Genomic DNA, 20,978 nt, shown 5'->3' on the forward strand with positions numbered 1-20,978 from the left:
CTATCTCCAAGTTCGTTTGGAATTTCTCCGCTACCCACACCTCATCCCCGCACTTTTCAACGTACGTGGGTTCGGTCCTCCAGTGCGTTTTACCGCACCTTCAACCTGGACATGGGTAGATCACATGGTTTCGGGTCTACGACTACATACTCATTCGCCCTATTCAGACTCGCTTTCGCTGCGGCTCCGTCTCTTCGACTTAACCTCGCATGCAATCGTAACTCGCCGGTTCATTCTACAAAAGGCACGCCATCACTCATTAACGAGCTTTGACTTGTTGTAGGCACACGGTTTCAGGATCTATTTCACTCCCCTTCCGGGGTGCTTTTCACCTTTCCCTCACGGTACTGGTTCACTATCGGTCACTAGGGAGTATTTAGCCTTGCGGGATGGTCCCCGCGGATTCCGACGGAATTTCTCGTGTTCCGCCGTACTCAGGATCCTCCTAGGTGTTGTCAGCATTTCGTCTACGGGGCTTTCACCCTCTTTAGCGGAATTTTCCAAATCCTTCAACTATACTAACAGACTACCATATCGGAGTCCTACAACCCCAACAAGCAAGCTTGTTGGTTTGGGCTCTTCCCGTTTCGCTCGCCGCTACTCAGGGAATCGAATTTTCTTTCTCTTCCTGCAGGTACTAAGATGTTTCAGTTCTCTGCGTCTACCTCTAATCAGCTATGTATTCACTGAAAAGTAATATCCTATAAAAGATATTGGGTTCCCCCATTCGGAAATCTCTGGATCATAGCTTACTTACAGCTCCCCAAAGCATATCGGTGTTAGTCCCGTCCTTCATCGGCTCCTAGTGCCAAGGCATCCACCGTGCGCCCTTATTCACTTAACCTTATCAACCTTACGGTTGGGTCTTGATCACTTCTTCTAGCGATAGAAGGTTAATCAATAAATAAGCAATTGAACTTATTAAAAAACTCATTCAACGCGGTGTTCTCGGTTTGTTTTGATTCTTTTTACTTCAATATCCAGTTTTCAATGAACGAATGTTTTGAGAGTAGACCTCTCAAAACTGAACAAAGTAAAGACGAAATGTGTATTTCCGTAATATTCCTTAGAAAGGAGGTGATCCAGCCGCACCTTCCGATACGGCTACCTTGTTACGACTTCACCCCAATCATCTATCCCACCTTAGGCGGCTGGCTCCAAAAAGGTTACCTCACCGACTTCGGGTGTTACAAACTCTCGTGGTGTGACGGGCGGTGTGTACAAGGCCCGGGAACGTATTCACCGCGGCGTGCTGATCCGCGATTACTAGCGATTCCGGCTTCATGCAGGCGAGTTGCAGCCTGCAATCCGAACTGAGAGAAGCTTTAAGAGATTTGCATGACCTCGCGGTCTAGCGACTCGTTGTACTTCCCATTGTAGCACGTGTGTAGCCCAGGTCATAAGGGGCATGATGATTTGACGTCATCCCCACCTTCCTCCGGTTTGTCACCGGCAGTCTCGCTAGAGTGCCCAACTAAATGATGGCAACTAACAATAAGGGTTGCGCTCGTTGCGGGACTTAACCCAACATCTCACGACACGAGCTGACGACAACCATGCACCACCTGTCACTTTGTCCCCGAAGGGAAAGCTCTATCTCTAGAGTGGTCAAAGGATGTCAAGACCTGGTAAGGTTCTTCGCGTTGCTTCGAATTAAACCACATGCTCCACCGCTTGTGCGGGCCCCCGTCAATTCCTTTGAGTTTCAACCTTGCGGTCGTACTCCCCAGGCGGAGTGCTTAATGCGTTTGCTGCAGCACTGAAGGGCGGAAACCCTCCAACACTTAGCACTCATCGTTTACGGCGTGGACTACCAGGGTATCTAATCCTGTTTGCTCCCCACGCTTTCGAGCCTCAGCGTCAGTTACAGACCAGAGAGCCGCCTTCGCCACTGGTGTTCCTCCATATATCTACGCATTTCACCGCTACACATGGAATTCCACTCTCCTCTTCTGCACTCAAGTCTCCCAGTTTCCAATGACCCTCCCCGGTTGAGCCGGGGGCTTTCACATCAGACTTAAGAAACCGCCTGCGCTCGCTTTACGCCCAATAAATCCGGACAACGCTTGCCACCTACGTATTACCGCGGCTGCTGGCACGTAGTTAGCCGTGGCTTTCTGGTTAGATACCGTCAGGGGACGTTCAGTTACTAACGTCCTTGTTCTTCTCTAACAACAGAGTTTTACGATCCGAAAACCTTCTTCACTCACGCGGCGTTGCTCGGTCAGACTTTCGTCCATTGCCGAAGATTCCCTACTGCTGCCTCCCGTAGGAGTCTGGGCCGTGTCTCAGTCCCAGTGTGGCCGATCACCCTCTCAGGTCGGCTATGCATCGTGGCCTTGGTGAGCCGTTACCTCACCAACTAGCTAATGCACCGCGGGTCCATCCATCAGCGACACCCGAAAGCGCCTTTCACTCTTATGCCATGCGGCATAAACTGTTATGCGGTATTAGCACCTGTTTCCAAGTGTTATCCCCCTCTGATGGGTAGGTTACCCACGTGTTACTCACCCGTCCGCCACTCCTCTTTCCAATTGAGTGCAAGCACTTGGGAGGAAAGAAGCGTTCGACTTGCATGTATTAGGCACGCCGCCAGCGTTCGTCCTGAGCCAGGATCAAACTCTCATAATAAAAGTTAGAACAATCTTGCGATTGTTAAGCTCAATTTGTTTGCTAGCATATTGCTTGCTTGTTAAAAATGTTTGTTGTCTTGAATTGAATCAAGACGCCCTACACATTTGGTTCGTCTATTCTTTGTTCAGTTTTCAAAGGTCTACGTTACCTCGCAGCAACTTTTATATCATAACAAACTTTCGTTTGAATGTCAAGAACTTTTTTAAAAAAGTTTTTTAAGTTGTTTTGCTCGGTTGTTGTTGTCTGTTGTGACAACTTCTATATCTTATCATCTCGTTTGTTATTTGTCAACAACTTTTTTGTTGTTTTTTCAAACTTTTTTCGAGAGATTCGAAATCAAGAATTGTTATTTAATTATTGATTTCTGAATCGCTCAGCTGTGTGACTCGCCTTGCGACATGTAATAATATACCAAGATTTCAAGCATTGGTCAATCATTATTTTCACTTTTTTTAAACTTTTTTTCAATACCGATTATTATGATTGGTATAGGTATTTTCGTTCGTTTTTTACCCCCTTTCATCCTTTTTTGGCTATAGTTTATTAACTTTTAGCAAAATCTTCTAAATTTATCGTAATATATCAAGGATTTTGTCCTTTTTAGCAATTATTTGTTAAAATATGGAAAAGAGATTTTTTATATATGGAGGAAATGAACGCTTATGAAAATTTTAGTTGCAGATGATGATAAAGAAATTGTAGAACTATTGAGTATTTATATTCATAATGAAGGATACGAAGTCGTGAAAGCTTATGATGGAAAAGAAGCGTTATCCAAATTGCACACAACACCAGATATCGATTTATTAATCTTGGACATTATGATGCCAATCATGGATGGAATGGAAGTAGTGAAAGAACTTCGAAAAGAATCGCAAATTCCAATTATTATGTTAACAGCAAAAACAACCGATATGGATAAAATCAAAGGCTTAGTTGCTGGTGCAGACGATTATGTCACCAAGCCTTTTAATCCTTTAGAAGTAATGGCTCGGGTAAAGTCTATTTTACGTAGAAGCCAAATGCAATTAACCAAAGAAGAACCCGATGAATTAGAAGTCGGCCCATTAATGATTAATAAGGACTCTCACGAAGTCAAAACAATAGAAGGAAAAGAAATTCAATTAACCGCTCTTGAGTTTGGTATCCTCTATCTATTAGCTAGTCATCCAAATCGTGTGTTTAGTGCGGATGAAATTTTTGAGCGTGTGTGGCAACAAGAAAGTATTGTTTCTGCTAAAACCGTGATGGTTCACGTCAGTCATTTAAGAGATAAGATTGAAGAAGCAACTGGTGGAGAAAAAGTCATTCAAACAGTGTGGGGAGTTGGATATAAGATCGATGCTCGTTAAACCTAAAAAGATTGAAAAACAAAAACGAATTACCTTAACTTCTAAAGAAATCAGCGAGTTATTAGCAGAAGCAATTGTGACAATTGTTTTATTACTACTATTAAATGTCTCAATTATGTTCCTTTTAGGACAACTACTTAGTGAAAACTCGCCCTTAGCTGGTGTCATCTGGGCCACTAAGGATGCGGTCGCTAAAGAATTAAATACTGATTTGTTTTGGAGCTGGAATAAATTTGTCTTACCCATTTTCTTTTTAGTAGATGCAGCTGTTCTCTATTGGCGCTTAATTCGTCGCTACCATCAAATGCAATTGCGTCATATTATCAGTGAGTTACATTACATCGCTGATGGTAATTACAATCACCGCATTCCGTTTGAATTAAGTGGTGATTTAGCAAAAGTCGTGACGAGTATTAACGGTCTGGTGGATAGTACTGTCGCAGCCATTGAAGATGAACGGCGAATTGAAAAATCAAAAGATGAATTAATTACGAATGTCAGTCATGATATTCGGACACCGTTAACTTCTATTATTGGTTATCTGGGATTGATTGAAGATCGTCAATTTCATAGCCAAGAAGATTTACTGAAATATACGCATACCGCTTACGTCAAAGCGAAACAAATGAAATTATTAGTTGATGATCTTTTTGAATATACAAAAGTCCGTCAACCAAGTGTACCGATTCATACGACGACTTTTGATATGGCACAATTAATTGAACAGCTTGCTGCCGATTTTGAATTGGAAGCGAAAAAGATTAATATGCAAATCCAAGTAAAAGCCAATCCAGCTTCTTTAATGATGGAAGGCGATACGGAAAAACTAGTCCGAGTCTTTAACAACCTTCTTTCAAACGCTTTGAAATATGGCAAAGGTGGCCATCATATTGTAATGGAAGTAGACAAAGTCGGCACCGAAGCAATTATTGCTGTTCGCAATGATGGACCAGCTATCCCTAAACATTCTTTAGATCAGTTGTTTGACCGCTTCTATCGTGTCGAAGAATCCCGATCACAAGAAACGGGGGGTACTGGTTTAGGTCTGGCTATTGCACAAAGTATTGTCGCTTTACATGGTGGATATATTTATGCGAAGTCTGATCAAAAGTGGACTTCCTTTATTATTCATCTACCCTTACAGCGTACCAACAAGAAATCAGAGAGTTAATTGACATCCCTGAACTTTTTCGGTATTCTATAGAAAAGAGAAAACTAAGAGAAAAAGTATTTATGGCACTGAATTCCAGAGAGTTTGCGGGGGTGCGAGCAAACATTCATCTATAAAGAAGTCCGTCTCTTCCAGGTGTCCAGCGAAATAAGTTGGAACGGTCTGCAGCCGTTATCTGCAAATCAAGGGCAGTAACATTACTGAACTTGGGTGGTACCGCGAGATTTCCAGTCATTTCGTCCCAAGAATATTTATTTTTGGGGTGAGATGGCTTTTTTGTTGTTTTCTACAACAGTTATTATTGATTATGTACTAATTTTAAGGAGGAAAAAATATGTTAGATGTAAAAATGATGCGTCAAAATTTTGACGAAGTAAAAGCAAAGCTACAAACCCGTGGCGTGAAAGAAGAAATCTTAGTGGAATTTCTGCGTTTAGATGAAAGTCGCCGTGATTTATTAGTCAAAGTCGAAGAAATGAAAAAATACCGGAATGATGTGTCTGCTGAAATTGCTCAATTAAAACGAAACAAAGAAGATGCAACGGCCAAAATCGCGGAAATGAAAGAAGTCGGCGGCAATATTAAAGCATTAGATGCAGAAATTAACGCTATTGACGAAGAGCTACGTGGGATCACAACTACTTTACCGAATTTGCCAGATGATTCTGTGCCTGTTGGTGCTGGTGAAGAAGAAAATGTAGAAGTACGTCGTTGGAGTGAACCAAGAACTTTTGCTTTTGAACCAAAACCACACTGGGAAGTCGCTGAAAACTTAGGCATTCTAGATTTTGAACGTGGTGCCAAAGTAGCTGGTAGCCGTTTTGTTTATTACAAAGGCTTAGGTGCTCGCTTAGAACGTGCGTTATACAACTTCATGTTAGATTTACATGTTTATGAACATGGCTATACAGAAATGATTACGCCTTATATCGTTAATGACACCGCCATGTTCGGAACTGGCCAATTTCCTAAATTTAAAGAAGATGTCTTCCAATTACAAGATACGGATTTAACGTTAATCCCAACGGCAGAAGTCCCGTTAACTAATTACTACAACAATGAAATTTTAGATGGCAAGGATTTACCGATTTACTTTACGGCCTTGAGCCCTTCTTTCCGTTCTGAAGCTGGTAGCGCTGGTCGTGACACACGTGGGTTAATTCGTTTACACCAATTTAATAAAGTCGAAATGGTTAAATTTAGTGATGCAGAGCATTCTTATGAGGAATTAGAAAAAATGACGAATAATGCCGAAGAAATTCTGCAAAAACTGGGATTACCTTACCGTGTCATGGCTCTTTCAACAGGTGACATGGGCTTCTCAGCTGCGAAAACTTATGACTTGGAAGTTTGGATTCCCGCTCAAGAGACATACCGTGAAATCAGTTCATGCTCAAACTGTGAAGATTTCCAAGCGCGCCGTGCGATGATTCGTTACCGTGATGAAAATGATAAAGTCCAATATGCGCATACACTCAATGGTTCTGGTTTAGCCGTGGGACGGACAGTCGCTGCTATTTTAGAAAACTACCAAAACGAAGATGGCTCTGTGACTGTACCAGAAGTCCTAGTTCCTTACATGGGTAACCTAACAGTTATTAAATAAAGGGAAGATGAAGGTCGTTGTCTGATATCAGATAACGGCTTTTATTCTATAGGAAAAGGAGCCTGTAACAAAAATCACTTTGGATTTTTGTTACAGGCTTAAAAATTGATAAACGGCGGAAACAGAAGCAACTCCTTCATTCTACAGAAAAAGAGGCAGACGTCGAAATGACGTCTGCCTCTTTTAAATTTTAAAAAAATCAGCTTTTATTTTATTGAACAGAATAGTTTGGTGCTTCTTTTGTGATTTGAACGTCATGTGGATGTGATTCTTTCAATCCGTTACCACTCATTTGAACAAATTGTGCTTCTTCACGCAACGCTTTCAGGTCTGCTGCACCGACGTAACCCATCCCTGATTTCAAGCCACCGATTAATTGGAAGACAATATCAGAAACGCTTCCTTTGTAAGCAACACGTCCTTCGATTCCTTCTGGCACTAATTTATTTGCTTCATTGACACTTCCTTGGAAGTAACGATCACTTGATCCTTTTTCCATTGCACCCAATGAGCCCATGCCACGGTAAGTTTTGAAACGACGGCCTTGATAAATTTCAAATTCGCCTGGAGATTCATCTGTACCTGCTAACATACTTCCTAGCATTACAGCATGTCCACCAGCAGCTAAGGCTTTCACGATATCACCAGAATATTTAATACCGCCATCAGCGATAATTGCTTTACCATATTCTCTAGCTACAGAAGCAGCATCATAAATCGCTGTTAATTGAGGAACACCAACACCAGCAACGACACGTGTTGTACAAATTGAACCAGGTCCAATACCAACTTTGACAACGTCAACGCCGACATCATACAATGCTTTGGTTGCTTCAGCAGTGGCAACATTACCAGCAATTAATGTTGCTTCAGGGAACGTTTCACGAATTTCTTTAATTTTGCGAATAACGCCGGCACTATGGCCATGTGCAGTATCGATAACAATCGCATCGGCACCTGCTTCTAATAATGCTTCCGCACGTTCGAACGTATCACTAGTGACACCGACTGCTGCCGCCACAAGTAAACGACCGTGTTCGTCTTTGGCAGCATTTGGGAATTCAATCACTTTTTCAATGTCTTTAATTGTAATTAAGCCACTTAAGCGACCTGCTTCATCAACGATTGGTAATTTTTCGATTTTATGTTTTTGTAAGATTTTTTCTGCATCTTTTAAAGATGTGCCAACTGGCGCAGTGACTAAATGATCTTTTGTCATGACTTCTTCAATTTTGATTTGGTAGTCGGTTACAAAACGCATATCACGGTTTGTAATAATTCCGACTAATTTACGGTTTTCCATTGTTTCTACAATCGGCACACCGCTAATACGGTAACGACTCATTAATTCTTCTGCATCCGCTACTAAGTTTGTTGGTGTTAGAAAGAATGGATCAATGATAACGCCGCTTTCAGAACGTTTGACTTTACGTACTTCGTCTGCTTGTTGGGCGACAGTCATATTTTTATGTACGACACCTAGTCCACCTTGACGAGCCATCGCAATTGCCATATTACTATCTGTAACAGTATCCATACTGGCACTCATCAATGGAATATTTAACTTGATATTTTTAGCTAATTGTACACTCATGTCTACATCATTTGGTAAGACATGGCTTTCTGCAGGGATTAATAGCACATCATCAAATGTAAGACCTTTTTTCGCAAATTTTGTTTCCCAATTTGACATTTTTTTGTCCACTCCTCGACTTAATTTTATATATGAAAATAACAGATAATACTAAGGAAGTCAACTAGATTTGTTTAAATAATCAATGAGGAATAAAGGACAAAACGCCGAAATCGGTTTGTCCTTTATTCAACTCTTCCTAATTAAGCTCCTATTTTCATCGTTGTTCTTTTATCTTGTGTTTCTTTTTTTGTTGTAAAAATCGGCTAAATCCAAAACTGCCGACAGAAAACAAGGTAATCATTGTTCCTATTTTTTGCACTTTTGTTCTTTGGTAACGGATGTCGACATGTCCTGTACCAGATAAAGAAAGAGCGGCTAAGCCTCCTTGATTGGTTAGGCTCATTTTTTTAGCGCCCGTTTGGTTTTTCATTTGAATCGTGGCTTGATAGCCTAAGTAATAAATAAAAGGAACGGTCACCTTCGCTGATTGATTCACCACTTGGTAGTCAAATGAAATTTTCCCATAAGGCATTCTAACATTTGTAATGGTTACTTGTTCTGCCGAATAATCAAGTGGTCGTTTTTTCTGTTTCAATAATTCCTGATAATTGATTTCATCTGGCAAATATTCATGGCCCGCACCGATATAAAAAGGCGTTGGTTGCTCATACTCAGCTTTTGTTAACAGGTGGCCTTGTTGTGACTGAATACTTTGATATTGATAAATGCCTAAATTGCTGATGGCAAGGAAAACCAACAAAGCCACGGTCCAAGATTTACGGAAAACGCCCCATTCGTCTTGTGCAATGAAAAAAGCGAGCATTACAGAAAGAATCCCTAAAAACCGCCAAGGAAACTGAATCGTATTTAAAGGCGTGTGGTTCAGCCAGTGCCAAGGAAAAAGCGTGGTAACCATCAATAAGAGTACCAGCGTCAAACCAATAAACCGTTTGTCCTGAATTTTTTTGCTGGCAAGCGAAACCACTGCTACAACAAGCCCTACAAACAAAAGGGTTCCTAGATTCGCTGTTTTCGCGTGAAAAACACTGCTCTTTAAACTATTAATGAAAAGAGAAACAATGGGATAACTTCTTTCGGAAATATAAGTGAGTGGATTGGATGTAACTTTAAACACTTGATTTTTCATTTGTTCAGCAACTGGTAAAAGATAAAAGGCCAGCCAAAGCAATGTCAGACCTGCAGCCTTCGCTAATGCCCACAGGACCTCCTTTTTAAAAAACTGCTGCCAATAAAACAGAATGTATAACCCAATCCAAATAGAAACCATTTCAATAGAAATAAAGTGAGCCAACCCAATCCCAGTCATCGCCAGCGTTAACAACGGCCAATATTTCGTGGTTCCCTTTCGTAATAAAAACAGGCTCGCTAAGACCAACGGAAAAAAACTTAGCGCCAAAAATTCTCCTAACGCTTGGCGATTAAACAAGTCTTGCATGCGGTAAATAGATAAGCCATACAAAATGGCAAAGAGATAGCTTCTTTTTTTAGAGAGCGCCATTAATCGGCCTGCATAATAAGTAAGACTGAATGTTGCCAAATTTACCGCAAACACAAAAATCGCCATACTAGCGACAAAGGAAAGCCCCAGAACACGCAAAAGCGCAGGTAAATAAAGATACGCATCTGGATAAAACAAACTAGAGGCATAGCCATAGCCTCCCAAGAAAAAATAATTGATTTTAGGAAACCAGTCGTTGTTTTTAATTGCTAATGCGAGACCTTCCACCCGATTTTGATGAAAGCGGAAATCACTTGCTCGTAAAAAATTCTCTTGAAAATAGACAAAATAGAGAGAAAGTCCACTTAATAAGAGAAAACTAATAAAAATGAGTAGCCGCTCGTGTTGACGGCACCAAGACTTCACTTGTTGTCCCATAAGAGGCTCCTTTCTTTAGCAAACTTCTGAAAACAGAAGCCTGGGACACTAGTTTTTTCGACTAATCCCCCAGGCTTTAACTGTTAAAACGCTCTATTGAGAGAGCGACTTTGCTTGTTGCAGTTTCTGCGTCAGCCGAGCGCATTCACAATTGAGCGCGCGCCGTTTATTGACGTGTCATGAAACTACCTTGAATATTGTATTTTTTCTTGAAGAAATAGCGTGCTACAAAGGCTAACGCACCGATTACTAAAGCAATCATCGGATCTAAAATGGGATTGATCACTGGTGGCAGCATTGCTGAACCAGCGAAAACTGCAATCCACAAGAACATTCCGCCAAATAGAATGGCAGTCGTTTTTAACCAACCAGGACGTTTGCTTTTGTCGCCACCTTGACGATCAAAACGGTAAACATATTTGTGCATTAGATAGAAAACATAACCCCCAGCCATCGCACCTAAGATATATGTGGTTAATCCGAGAGGTTGTGCGGTTCCTTTTGAAAATAGAGACATCGCCGCTAACATGATTGTTAATAAACCAAGTAATAGTAAGGTATTGTCGAGCCAAATCATCCAGCCCGCTGGTTCTTTGACTTCTGCTGGTTTATTTAAAATTGCTTCCGTCCGTTCTGAAACAGTGCCAAATAACTGACGGGCTGTTTTGCCTGTTTTTTGACCGGCTACTAATTCTGGTAAAATACCGTGTAGAGCCAATGCTAGCTCTTCTTCAGATAAATTAGCCGCTTTTAATGATTTTTTTAAGTCAAAAATGTATTGTTCATTTCTTTTAGTCAAATTCTGTTCTAATTGACGATTCTCAGCCACGATTGCTCGTAATGCTTCTGCTTCCATAGTTGTATCCTCCTCACCCTCATGTAGAGGGAACCTCTTTCTAAACGGCTGAATGGCCTTAAATATGTGGGCTTACCCCAAAACAAATTGCTTGTTGGGCATGGGTCTTTTCTTAAACGTTAAAACGGAACAACATAACATCGCCATCTTGAACGACGTAGTCTTTTCCTTCTAAACGAACACGGCCCGCTTCTTTGGCAGCTTGCATATTGCCATATTTATCTAGGTCTTCATAAGAAACAGTTTCCGCACGAATGAAGCCTCGTTCAAAGTCACTGTGGATAATCCCAGCTGCTTGAGGTGCCTTGATTCCCTTACGGAACGTCCACGCACGAACTTCTTGTTCACCAGCTGTAAAGTAGGTAGCTAAGCCTAACAAATCGTACGCCGCACGAATCAATTGATCTAAGCCAGATTGTTCAATGCCCATTGCTTCTAAAAATTCAGCCTTGTCTTCTTCAGAATCCAATTCAGCAATTTCTTCTTCTGCTCGCGCACTAACCACGATTACTTCCGCATTTTCACTAGTTGCAAAATTACGAACTTGTTGTACATACTCGTTGTTGTCTGGATCCGCCACTTCATCTTCTGAAACATTTGCTACATAAAGGACCGGCTTTGTGGTTAATAAGAAAAGAGATTTAACAATTTTCTCTTCTTCTGGCGTAAATTCAATCGTACGAGCAGATAAACCTTCTTCTAAAACTGGTTTAATTTTGTCTAAAACAGCTAATTCTTCCACCGCTTCTTTATCTTTTGCTTTCGCCATTTTTGCCACGCGAGTATAGCGTTTATTGATTGAATCTAAATCTGCTAAAATTAGCTCTAAATTAATTGTATCAATGTCTGCTAAAGGATCAACGAAATCCGCATCCCGATTTTGTTCACGCATGATATTTTCGTCATCAAAACAACGAACCACGTGACAGATTGCATCTACTTGACGAATGTGACTTAAAAACTGATTTCCCAGCCCTTCTCCTTTGCTGGCACCTTTAACAATTCCGGCGATGTCTGTAAATTCAAACGTTGTGGGAACTGTTTTTTTCGGTTTTACTAGTTCTGTCAAGCGTTGTAAACGGGCATCTGGTACTTCAACCATGCCGACGTTCGGATCAATCGTTGCAAAGGGATAATTTGCAGCTTCTGCTCCTGCTTTTGTAATTGCGTTAAATAGGGTCGATTTACCAACGTTTGGTAAGCCGACAATTCCAGCTGTTAGTGCCATTTGTTTTCCACTCTTTCTCTCAGTCTATTCTCTTTTCTATTAGAGGCATCAAAGCATTAGTCTGCTTTTTTCTCGATTACTTTTTTTAATTTTTTAGTAAAATCACGACGCGGCATCATGACAATATGCCCGCAATTCGTGCACTTGATTTTGATATCAGCGCCCATGCGAATGATTTGCCAACGATTTGCTTGGCAAGCATGCGGCTTTTTCATTTCGACAATATCGCCTAAATCATACATGTTCCAAGCCTTCTTTCTTCTCTTACTTATATAAAAATACCATGATTACAATACCATTTTTTAACGAAACTAGCAAAAGGATTTGTGACTTTCTGTCTTACTTTCTCACTTTGCTTTTTATTCCTCGTCAAAATGAATATCTAAAATATCTAAAATTCTAGCCAAATCCGAAGAGGACAAGTACTCAATTTCAATTTTTCCTTTGCCTTCTTTTTCTTGAATCGCTACGGTTGTCCCAAATTTATCCATTAAGCGGTCTTCACTTTCTCGAATATAAATGGGTTTTTCTTTGATGGCTTTTTTCGCTTTTTTGCCCTTTTTGCCTTGTGTTTCGTTTAATTCAGCGACAAGTTGTTCTAATTGTCGAACCGTTAAATTGTCTTTAATACAACGATTAGCTAATGGCAATAGCTGTTCTTTGTTCTTCAAGCCTAATAACGTCCGTGCTTGACCCATTGACATGCTTTGTTTTTGAACCATTGCTTTGACCGCATCTGGTAAAGTTAGCAACCGTAAATAATTGGCAATATACGGGCGACTTTTTCCCAAACGTTCTGCGACTTCCGCTTGTGTTAATTTCAAATTTTTCATTAGCATTTCATAGGCTTCTGCTTCTTCTAGCGGATTTAAATCTTCCCTTTGTAAGTTTTCCAAAACAGCAACTTGCATCATGGATTCTTCATCAAATTCGCGAATAATTGCGGGAATTTTTTCTTTGCCGGCTAATTTAGAAGCCCGGAACCGACGCTCACCTGCAATAATTTCATAGCCTTTAACTGCCGATTTACGAACAATAATCGGTTGAAACACACCGGAATGTAGAATCGAGTTTGCAAGTTCTTGTAAAGAGGTTTCATCAAATGTTTTCCGCGGTTGGTAAGGATTGGGACGAAGTTCGTTTAATAGAATTTCTGTCACTTGTTCGTTCTTAACGTCGACATCTTCTAGCTTTGCGATATCTTGAAACAAGGCATCGATGCCTCTGCCTAAACCTTTGCCTTTATTCATTCTCCAACACTTCCTTTGCTAGTGCTTGATACACTTCGGCACCTTTTGAGCGAATATCATAGTCAATGATTGGTAAACCATGACTTGGTGCTTCGGATAAACGGACATTTCTTGGAATAATCGTGTCATAGACTTTTTCACGGAAATATTTACGGACTTCTTCAACGACTTCGGCACCTAAATTGGTCCGAGCATCGTACATGGTTAACAAGACCCCTTCAATTTTCAATTCAGGGTTAAAATGTTTTTGAACCAAGCGAATCGTATTTAGCAATTGACTCAAGCCTTCTAATGCGTAATATTCACATTGAACAGGAATTAGAATCGAATCACTTGCTGTAAAAGCATTGATTGTTAAATGCCCTAGAGAAGGCGGGCAATCAATTAAAACGAAATCATACATGTCTCTTACTTCATCAATTGCTAATTTCAAGCGCGATTCTCGAGCCATCATTGAAGTTAATTCAATTTCAGCGCCTGCTAATTGAATAGTTGCAGGGACAATATCTAAATTTTCACGGCTGGTATGTTGAACCACGCTAGTGATTGGTTCTTCATTTACAAGGACATCATACACATCGTGTGCGACATCTGGTTTAGGGACACCCATGCCACTGGTAGCATTTCCTTGTGCATCAATGTCGATCAGTAAGACTTTTTTGCCTAAGTTTGCTAAACATGCGCCTAAATTTACAGTGGTCGTTGTTTTACCAACGCCGCCTTTTTGGTTCGCTACAGAAATAATTCGTGTCATGTGTGTGCCTCCATCTTATTTAATCGGTTGTTTATTTGGTAATCCAGGTTTTCTGGGATATTTTTTAGGGGTTTCTTTTTTCTTTTGAATCACGACAATGTGGCGTTCGTCTGCCGTAATCGGCAAAGTAAAACCAACTTCTTTTTGAAATTGACCGCCTAATGTAGCGATTGCAGGTTTTGCTTCATTAATTTCTTCTTCACTTTTCGATGCTTTTAAGGCTAAAAAATAGCCTTCTCTTTTAACTAAGGGTAAACACAGTTCACTTAAAACATTTAATCGTGCAACTGCTCGCGCTGTAACGTAATCAAATGCGCCACGAAATTCTGCTTTTTGACCAAATGTTTCTGCACGATCATGATACAAAGAAACATTAGCCAAACCTAGTTGATTCACCAACTCTGTTAGGAAAGTAATTCGTTTATTTAAAGAGTCAACAATTGTGACATTTAATGAAGGAAAAACAATTTTCAAAGGAATACTTGGAAATCCTGCGCCTGCGCCAACATCACAAATGGCTTTGTCACTGGCAAAGTCTTCAAAGAATGCCAACGAAACAGAATCATAGAAATGTTTCAAATAAACTTCTTTTTCTTCTGTAATGGCTGTTAAATTCATTTTTTCATTCCATTCTACTAATAAATGGAAATATTGGTCAAATTGTGTCATCTGTTGGTCTGTCAATTCAATGCCTTTTGCGGCTAATAGTTGTCTAAATTCTTCGGGTAGCATAAAGACTCCTTCCTTTTTTGTGAAACAGAAAAATGTTTCACAATCATCTTTTCCTACTTTAACGCAAATAGCAATTTCTTGCAATGCTTTTCGGAAGATTTTTGCCTGAATGATAAAAGAAAAACCCGCCTTTTTATGTAGTAAAAAGTCTCTAGCCACGGGCCAAAATGTTCAATTGGCGGCAACGAAAACCGCCTTTCTCTAAGAGTAAAACAAGCCAATGTTTCATGTGAAACATTGGCTTGTTTTACTTACTATAATCATCGCACTTTATTTGTCGTTCTCTGCGGTAGTCGTATTCTTGGATACGGGGACTTAACCAACCTTTTTTGGCTGTTTTTCGTAATTGATGATCAAATCTCCCTGGTGGTGAACTATCTAGTAATTCATGGGTACGATTATTCCGATTTGCATAATTAAACGATTCACCATTCAAGACTTTTTCCTGGTATTCACTGTTTTTGGCCGCTTGATAATAGGCTGGATTACTAATTAATCTGCCTCGCCAGTCCTCAACTAACACATCCCACTGGGTTACAAAGGTCCCTTCTTCATTCAAAATAAACTCACTGTGAAAATTAGGCGTCAATCGTTTCTTATTAATTAAAGAATAAGATGCCCCCTCAGGGTATTTGTTGTGCAAACGAGCAGAGCTTTTTTTCAGCTTCCGCCCGCCCATCCCTTGCGGCTTGGCCGCAAAAACATAGCGTTTTAATGCCTGTTCATCGGTGTCCCCTTCTTGTTTAAAAAAATCGCGGATATACGTGATATTTTGACGATCAATATACATTCTTAATTGATGTATCTTTTTCGCTTTCTCTTGATTAAAGCTCCCAAGAAGACCTAACGGATAGGCTTTTTGAACTGTTTTTGCCAACAAATCCCAAAACGTCGCATGCGGTGCAACCGCCTTCGAGAAACGATAAGGTCCTACTAATTGCAACATGCCATGCTGATCCAACACTGCACCTAATTGCCATAACAGTAACGAGAGCTTTTCTTGCGGACGATAAGCCGAAAAGCGAAATAATCGCTCATACGCTGAAGAGCCCACTTCTTCCACTTCAGAAAACAGTTCCGCAACTGCTGTTTTCGCTTGCTCAAGTGGCAAGAAACGCGTGTCTTTTATGGCGCTTTCCACTAAACCATAAACAGCTTGGCGGTCCCAACCAGCGTCAATCGCCGCCTCTACACCAGCACTCATTGCTTGTTGTAATTCTTGCCAACGTCCCATCTTCTCGCCGCCTTTTTCTATATACTTCTTCTATAATGATAATCCTTTCCCCGCAAAATGCCAACTACTTTAACGCAAAAAAACAACCCGCCCTTTGGGGAAGGGCGGGCGGAGGAGTTAAAAAATGAAAAAGTGTTTTGTTAGGGTTTTGTTTATCGGGTATGTTTAAATAATAGCCGTTAAATGTGAAGAAACTATGGTAAAAATGCGCCTTCTTTTCAACAAAATTTCGAAAAAGTCTCTTCAGAAATTAAGATTTTTTTGCGAAGTTGCCCGCTGGCCACTCCCGTTCAACATATTATATATTTAATATTCATAAAATCATAAAAGAAATATACACAATAATGAATATTTATTCATCGGTTAATAATCCAACAAAAAAGAGCATGGGACAAAAATCACTTTGGATTTTTGCTCCACGCTCAAAAACTGATAAACGGCGGGAACAGAAGCAACTCCTTCGGAAATAAGCCGAAATTCTCCAAAAATTATAGAACAATTTTCGGAAATTCCTTCTTATTTCTCGGAGTTAAACACTTCTATCCCGACCTCTTTCAACTAAATTAAATGATTTTCTCTTAAAATATCACCAATATACGTATCCTCAAATTTCTTCACAAAGTGTTCAACCATTTTGCGTTCCACGAACGGCATATCCATTTCTGTTAATTTTTTCTTGTCAGATAAATAATAAACAGAGTTTGCTAAGACGCGCAAGTCGTATGCAGAAGCAAACACTTCTGGTACTCCGCGTTCAACCTCTAGCAATTGATAAACAGCTTCCATCGCTGTCCGTACAGAATACTCTGTTGTAAACACCGTATCTCGTTCAGTATCTGCGAAGTTCCCAATGAAAGCAAGATTTTTAGAGCCGTTTGGTACAACTAATGGTCGATCGCCTGGTTCTCTTAACATAAAGTAAGAAGTGATAAACGGCATATAAACCGGAATAGTGGTAGCCGATTCTTCTGAAATACGTTCAATTTCCCCTTCTGGGACCCCTAAATGATAAAGTAACTCTTGCGTAATTTCTTGGCCTGTACATTGTTCGATTGGTTTTTTGATATAATTTCCTGGTTTATTAGAAAGTAATCCATATACCCAAGTTATAGATTGTTGATCATTTTGTTCTTTAAAATGCGGTTGTCTATGCATAGCAAAACTCATCATCCAATTAGAGTCTTTGATAGTAATAATACCACCTGTGACAATTTTTCCTGTGCGTAATTTACGATGTGTTAACCGAGAAAGATACGGTTCAATATCGAAATTTTCCCACGTAATCGTTGCTGAGACAAACCAACTTTCATCTGGTAAATTTTCACAGAAAACTTCTGGGTGCCCAAATTCTGGGGATTGTTTTGCTAAGTTTTTCCAGAGATTCCAACTTCCCCCTAGTTCATGAGTAATTGGTGCTGGTGTATGATGATCTCCTTGCGTCGAACTTTCAGTAATTGAGCCATTCGTTACGAAGACTAAATCATTTTCAGTTAAAGGAATTTCTTTGGTTTTGCCCGCTTGTGTCAGCAATAATCGCCGAGCAACTTTAGTAGCTCCTTTGATGTCGACTTGGATATCATTGATCGTTGTTTCATATTGAAAGTCTACCCCTTGATTGGTTAAAAAGCTTAGTAATGGTTTCACTAACGATTCGTATTGATTGTATTTGGTAAACTTCAAGGCTGTAAAGTCAGGCAAACCTTTGATGTGGTGGATAAAGCGCATGATGTAGCGGCGCATTTCAATGGCAGAGTGCCATTTTTCAAAAGCAAACATTGAACACCAATAGATCCAAAAGTTGGATTCAAAAAATTCTTCGCCGAAAACATCTTCAATTTTTTTGCCAATTAATTGATCTTCAGAAGTCATAAATAAATCAACGATTTCTTTTTGTGCTTTTTTGGATAAAGTAAATTGTCCATCATCGGGGACACGTTCGCCACGGTTATGAATAATGCGGCAATTTGAAGAATTCGGATCATCTAAATCTAACCGGTAAAACTCATCTAGGACAGAGGCATCTTCTACTTCTAATGATGGTACCGAACGAAATAGATCCCACAAACACTCGAAATGGTTTTCCATTTCGCGTCCGCCGCGAGTGACAAAGCCATCATGGGGAATAAATTTACCATCTAAAGAACCGCCAGACAGCGTGAGTTCTTCAAAAATGTGAATATTTTCGCCCTTCATTTGACCGTCACGAATTAAGAAAACAGCCGTTGCTAAACCTGCTAGGCCACCACCAACGATATAGGCACTCTTGTCATCTACACCTTTTGGTTTTCTTGGTCGAGCAAATGCTTCATAATTTCCATTTGTGTATCTCATTCTCGTTTCCTCCTATCATTTGATACCCTCATCATACTGCTACCAAAAAAAATACCCAAAAGATAACCCTTTTTTTTAAGAAATTCTTTGACAAATAAAGAAAATTGTCTAATTTTTAAGCAAGTGAATAATCGTAGATGTTTCATGTGAAACAAAAAAAGAACGAGAAGAAAAATGGCCGCTTTTTCTTCTCGTTCTTTTTATGCTAATTCGTTTACCGTTTCTACTCCAAAAACAGCAACCCAATCTTCCTGAAAATCAGTTACTGCTTTTTGAATGGCGGGCATTGCCAAGCCTTGTTTCACGAGTTCTGGTGCGATAGTGACCGCTTGCGCCCCCATTTGACAGGCTTGATTAATTTGTGCCACGTTTTTAAAACTAGCAGCTAAGATCTTACTCTTTGCGTTCGTCCGTTTAATTTCTGCAGCTAAATGCTCAATAACCTTTTGAGAATCAATTGTTAAATTCTCCATCCTATTATAATACGGCGCTAAATAATCTGCACCTGCCGCAATCGCTAGATAACCTTGAAATTCTGTATAAATAGCGGTTGCTGTTATCCGATAATTTGCCTGCTTTAGTTGTTTGATGGCTGCCAAGCCTGCTTCATTGACTGGGATTTTAATGAATGTTTCTTGGCCTAATTGTTGTACAATGGTTTGGGCATCTTCTAGCATCTCTTCTGTCGTTTGACCGACCACTTGGACATGCAAACTCGCTTGTCCAATCGTTTTTTTTATTTCTTTCATCTGCGCAAAGAAGTCAATTTTTCCTGCTTGCTTAACAATACTAGGATTAGACGTTACGCCTGCCAGTGGTAAAATTTTCTGATACTTTCGAATAGCCTCAAGATTAATTGTATCTAGCATAAATTCCATCTTTTACGTTCCTCCCTTAAACGATAATTATAGAATAGTGATTGTTGTACCAACAGTTATTTCAGGAATAGCTTTTTCTTCAACATATAATGTACCTGGTAATTCAGGTGTTGTTGCGCCATCAAATTTAATAGTAATGTGACCCAATGTGTCTAAATTAGTTAATACTACCTCGCCTACAGCGGTAATCTGGTAAGTTTGTTCATCAATCACTAACGTTTGCTTGTCCGTAATCGCTTCTGTGACTGGCTGAACCTCAATGTTATAACAATAATCTGCTAAAGCATCTGGTGCATCTTTTCCAAATAAGATGACCATTTTTTCTTCTTTAAATAATTCGGCTTCTGGTCCAATAGACTGAACCTTTGTTGTAAATACTGACATTTCCCATCCTCCAAAAAAATTTTTTAACTATACAATCCAAAACTTGCTAACCAAGCAACTAGTACTCGAGGGGCACCATTTAAGAAACGAGAATATAAAACAGAAGGGACCCCGACTTCAACGGTTTCGGCTTCAGCTTCTTCCAAGCCTAAGCCCACGGGAATAAAGTCGCACGCGTTTTGTGTATTAATAGCAAACAATGCTGGTAAGGCTAGTTGTGGCGGAATGTTGCCTTTCCCAATTTCCACACCAATTAACGTACCAATTACTTGGCTGATTACTGCTCCAGGACCTAATAAAGGAGAAAGAAATGGCAGAGAACAAATAAAACCAATAATTGTTAAACCCACAATGTTTCCTGCCAATGGCGCCATGATATTGGCAAAAAATTCACCAATTCCTGAACCTTGAATCACACCAATTAATAAAGAAACAAATGCCATAAACGGAATCACTGTGTTGATCATCGTTTGTACGCCTTCACGGGCTGATTGGTTGAATGTCGCTACAACTTTTCCTGCACCCATACCAATTTTCGCAACAAAACTTTGTTGTTCCGCTTTTTGTTCAGTAATTTTTTTACTTGTATCATATTTAAATTCTGTTTTTTTCGAGGTGGGCTTTTCTGTATCAGCAGCAGCTTCTTCTGATGTCAATGTAATCTGTTTCGGGCCTACAGCGGAAACATAAATTGTCTCATTAATGTATTGTGCTAAGGGACCACTTTTGCCAGTTGGAACAACGTTAATAGTAGGAATTCCTTTTTTAGGATAAATTCCGCAACGAAGAGTGCCTCCACAATCAATAATGGCTAATGCTATTTCATCATCTGGAATCGATGTCTTAAAACCATTGACCGCTTCCATTCCTGTCAATTCTACGATTTTATCAACGATTGCGGGTTTCTCGCCGCCACCTGTAATGTAAATAAATTTATGTTTTTCTTCTGTCGGTGTAATCACTAAGGGCCCACCATAACCGCCATTTCCTTTAACTACCTTAATACTATTGTACGTCATCTCACCTTGCTCCTTT

At 40.0% G+C, this 20,978-nt stretch carries 16 protein-coding genes, 2 rRNA genes and 1 other annotated feature (1 of these 19 cut by a window edge); of the genes, 3 read left to right on the top strand and 15 right to left on the bottom strand.

Annotated elements, in window-relative coordinates:
- Both IGL36_RS13210 and IGL36_RS13215 read right to left on the bottom strand, forming a co-directional pair.
- Nucleotides 1–844, bottom strand: a 23S ribosomal RNA gene (locus tag IGL36_RS13210); it reaches 2,069 nt to the left of the window's first position.
- 226 nt (nt 845–1,070) lie between these two features.
- A 16S ribosomal RNA gene (locus tag IGL36_RS13215) occupies nt 1,071–2,631 on the bottom strand.
- Together the 16S and 23S rRNA genes form the textbook arrangement of a ribosomal RNA operon.
- A 665-nt stretch (nt 2,632–3,296) precedes the next feature.
- Here IGL36_RS13215 and IGL36_RS13220 point away from each other — a divergent pair.
- The 3 genes from IGL36_RS13220 to serS all read left to right on the top strand — a co-directional run bounded on the left by IGL36_RS13220 (nt 3,297) and on the right by serS (nt 6,763).
- Complete coding sequence (locus IGL36_RS13220) at nt 3,297–3,986, top strand: response regulator transcription factor (protein WP_002355963.1); 690 nt, start codon at nt 3,297–3,299, stop codon at nt 3,984–3,986.
- Nucleotides 3,976–5,157: a sensor histidine kinase gene (locus tag IGL36_RS13225; RefSeq protein WP_002363566.1), complete on the top strand. Its 1,182-nt coding sequence runs from the start codon at nt 3,976–3,978 to the stop codon at nt 5,155–5,157. Before IGL36_RS13220 ends, IGL36_RS13225 begins: the two co-directional genes overlap by 11 nt.
- A gap of 40 nt (nt 5,158–5,197) precedes the next feature.
- Nucleotides 5,198–5,404, top strand: a binding site (T-box leader).
- 87 nt (nt 5,405–5,491) lie between these two features.
- On the top strand, nt 5,492–6,763 hold the full coding sequence (serS, locus tag IGL36_RS13230) for a serine--tRNA ligase (protein WP_002355965.1): 1,272 nt from the start codon (nt 5,492–5,494) through the stop codon (nt 6,761–6,763).
- Nucleotides 6,764–6,974: 211 nt separating this feature from the next.
- Here the strand turns inward: serS and guaB are convergent, their stop codons facing one another.
- The 13 genes from guaB to srlE all read right to left on the bottom strand — a co-directional run bounded on the left by guaB (nt 6,975) and on the right by srlE (nt 20,962).
- The gene (gene guaB / locus IGL36_RS13235; RefSeq protein WP_002355966.1) at nt 6,975–8,456 is read right to left on the bottom strand and encodes an IMP dehydrogenase; all 1,482 of its coding nucleotides are present in this window, start codon (nt 8,454–8,456) and stop codon (nt 6,975–6,977) included.
- Nucleotides 8,457–8,613: 157 nt separating this feature from the next.
- Nucleotides 8,614–10,296, bottom strand: a complete 1,683-nt coding sequence (locus IGL36_RS13240; protein WP_002397737.1) for a 6-pyruvoyl-tetrahydropterin synthase-related protein — start codon at nt 10,294–10,296, stop codon at nt 8,614–8,616.
- 166 nt (nt 10,297–10,462) lie between these two features.
- Nucleotides 10,463–11,152 carry a DUF1129 domain-containing protein gene (locus tag IGL36_RS13245; RefSeq protein WP_002363563.1) on the bottom strand — a complete coding sequence of 230 codons (690 nt, stop codon included), beginning with the start codon at nt 11,150–11,152 and terminating at the stop codon, nt 10,463–10,465.
- Between the two features lie 112 nt (nt 11,153–11,264).
- Nucleotides 11,265–12,380 carry a redox-regulated ATPase YchF gene (gene ychF, locus IGL36_RS13250; protein ID WP_002355971.1) on the bottom strand — a complete coding sequence of 372 codons (1,116 nt, stop codon included), beginning with the start codon at nt 12,378–12,380 and terminating at the stop codon, nt 11,265–11,267.
- Between the two features lie 56 nt (nt 12,381–12,436).
- On the bottom strand, nt 12,437–12,622 hold the full coding sequence (locus IGL36_RS13255; protein ID WP_002355974.1) for a DUF951 domain-containing protein: 186 nt from the start codon (nt 12,620–12,622) through the stop codon (nt 12,437–12,439).
- A 117-nt stretch (nt 12,623–12,739) separates the two neighbouring features.
- Nucleotides 12,740–13,630 carry a ParB/RepB/Spo0J family partition protein gene (locus IGL36_RS13260; protein ID WP_002355975.1) on the bottom strand — a complete coding sequence of 297 codons (891 nt, stop codon included), beginning with the start codon at nt 13,628–13,630 and terminating at the stop codon, nt 12,740–12,742.
- A complete protein-coding gene (locus IGL36_RS13265; RefSeq protein ID WP_002355976.1) occupies nt 13,623–14,384 on the bottom strand; it encodes a ParA family protein in 762 nt (253 codons plus the stop codon). The genes IGL36_RS13260 and IGL36_RS13265 overlap by 8 nt, the downstream gene beginning before the upstream one ends.
- Before the next feature lie 15 nt (nt 14,385–14,399).
- Nucleotides 14,400–15,116: a 16S rRNA (guanine(527)-N(7))-methyltransferase RsmG gene (gene rsmG / locus IGL36_RS13270; RefSeq protein WP_010716707.1), complete on the bottom strand. Its 717-nt coding sequence runs from the start codon at nt 15,114–15,116 to the stop codon at nt 14,400–14,402.
- 247 nt (nt 15,117–15,363) lie between these two features.
- Nucleotides 15,364–16,350 carry a DUF3114 domain-containing protein gene (locus tag IGL36_RS13275; RefSeq protein WP_002397736.1) on the bottom strand — a complete coding sequence of 329 codons (987 nt, stop codon included), beginning with the start codon at nt 16,348–16,350 and terminating at the stop codon, nt 15,364–15,366.
- 558 nt (nt 16,351–16,908) lie between these two features.
- On the bottom strand, nt 16,909–18,681 hold the full coding sequence (locus tag IGL36_RS13280) for an oleate hydratase (protein ID WP_002361446.1): 1,773 nt from the start codon (nt 18,679–18,681) through the stop codon (nt 16,909–16,911).
- Between the two features lie 200 nt (nt 18,682–18,881).
- Nucleotides 18,882–19,559 (bottom strand): fructose-6-phosphate aldolase, encoded by a 678-nt coding sequence (locus IGL36_RS13285; protein ID WP_002397734.1) that lies wholly within the window; start codon nt 19,557–19,559, stop codon nt 18,882–18,884.
- 27 nt (nt 19,560–19,586) lie between these two features.
- A complete protein-coding gene (locus tag IGL36_RS13290; protein ID WP_002355981.1) occupies nt 19,587–19,943 on the bottom strand; it encodes a PTS glucitol/sorbitol transporter subunit IIA in 357 nt (118 codons plus the stop codon).
- 23 nt (nt 19,944–19,966) lie between these two features.
- Nucleotides 19,967–20,962: a PTS glucitol/sorbitol transporter subunit IIB gene (gene srlE / locus IGL36_RS13295; protein ID WP_002355982.1), complete on the bottom strand. Its 996-nt coding sequence runs from the start codon at nt 20,960–20,962 to the stop codon at nt 19,967–19,969.
- Between the last annotated feature and the right edge of the window lie 16 nt (nt 20,963–20,978).

This window comes from Enterococcus sp. AZ011, from assembly GCF_050548355.1.
GTDB classification, from domain to species: Bacteria; Bacillota; Bacilli; order Lactobacillales; family Enterococcaceae; genus Enterococcus; species Enterococcus faecalis.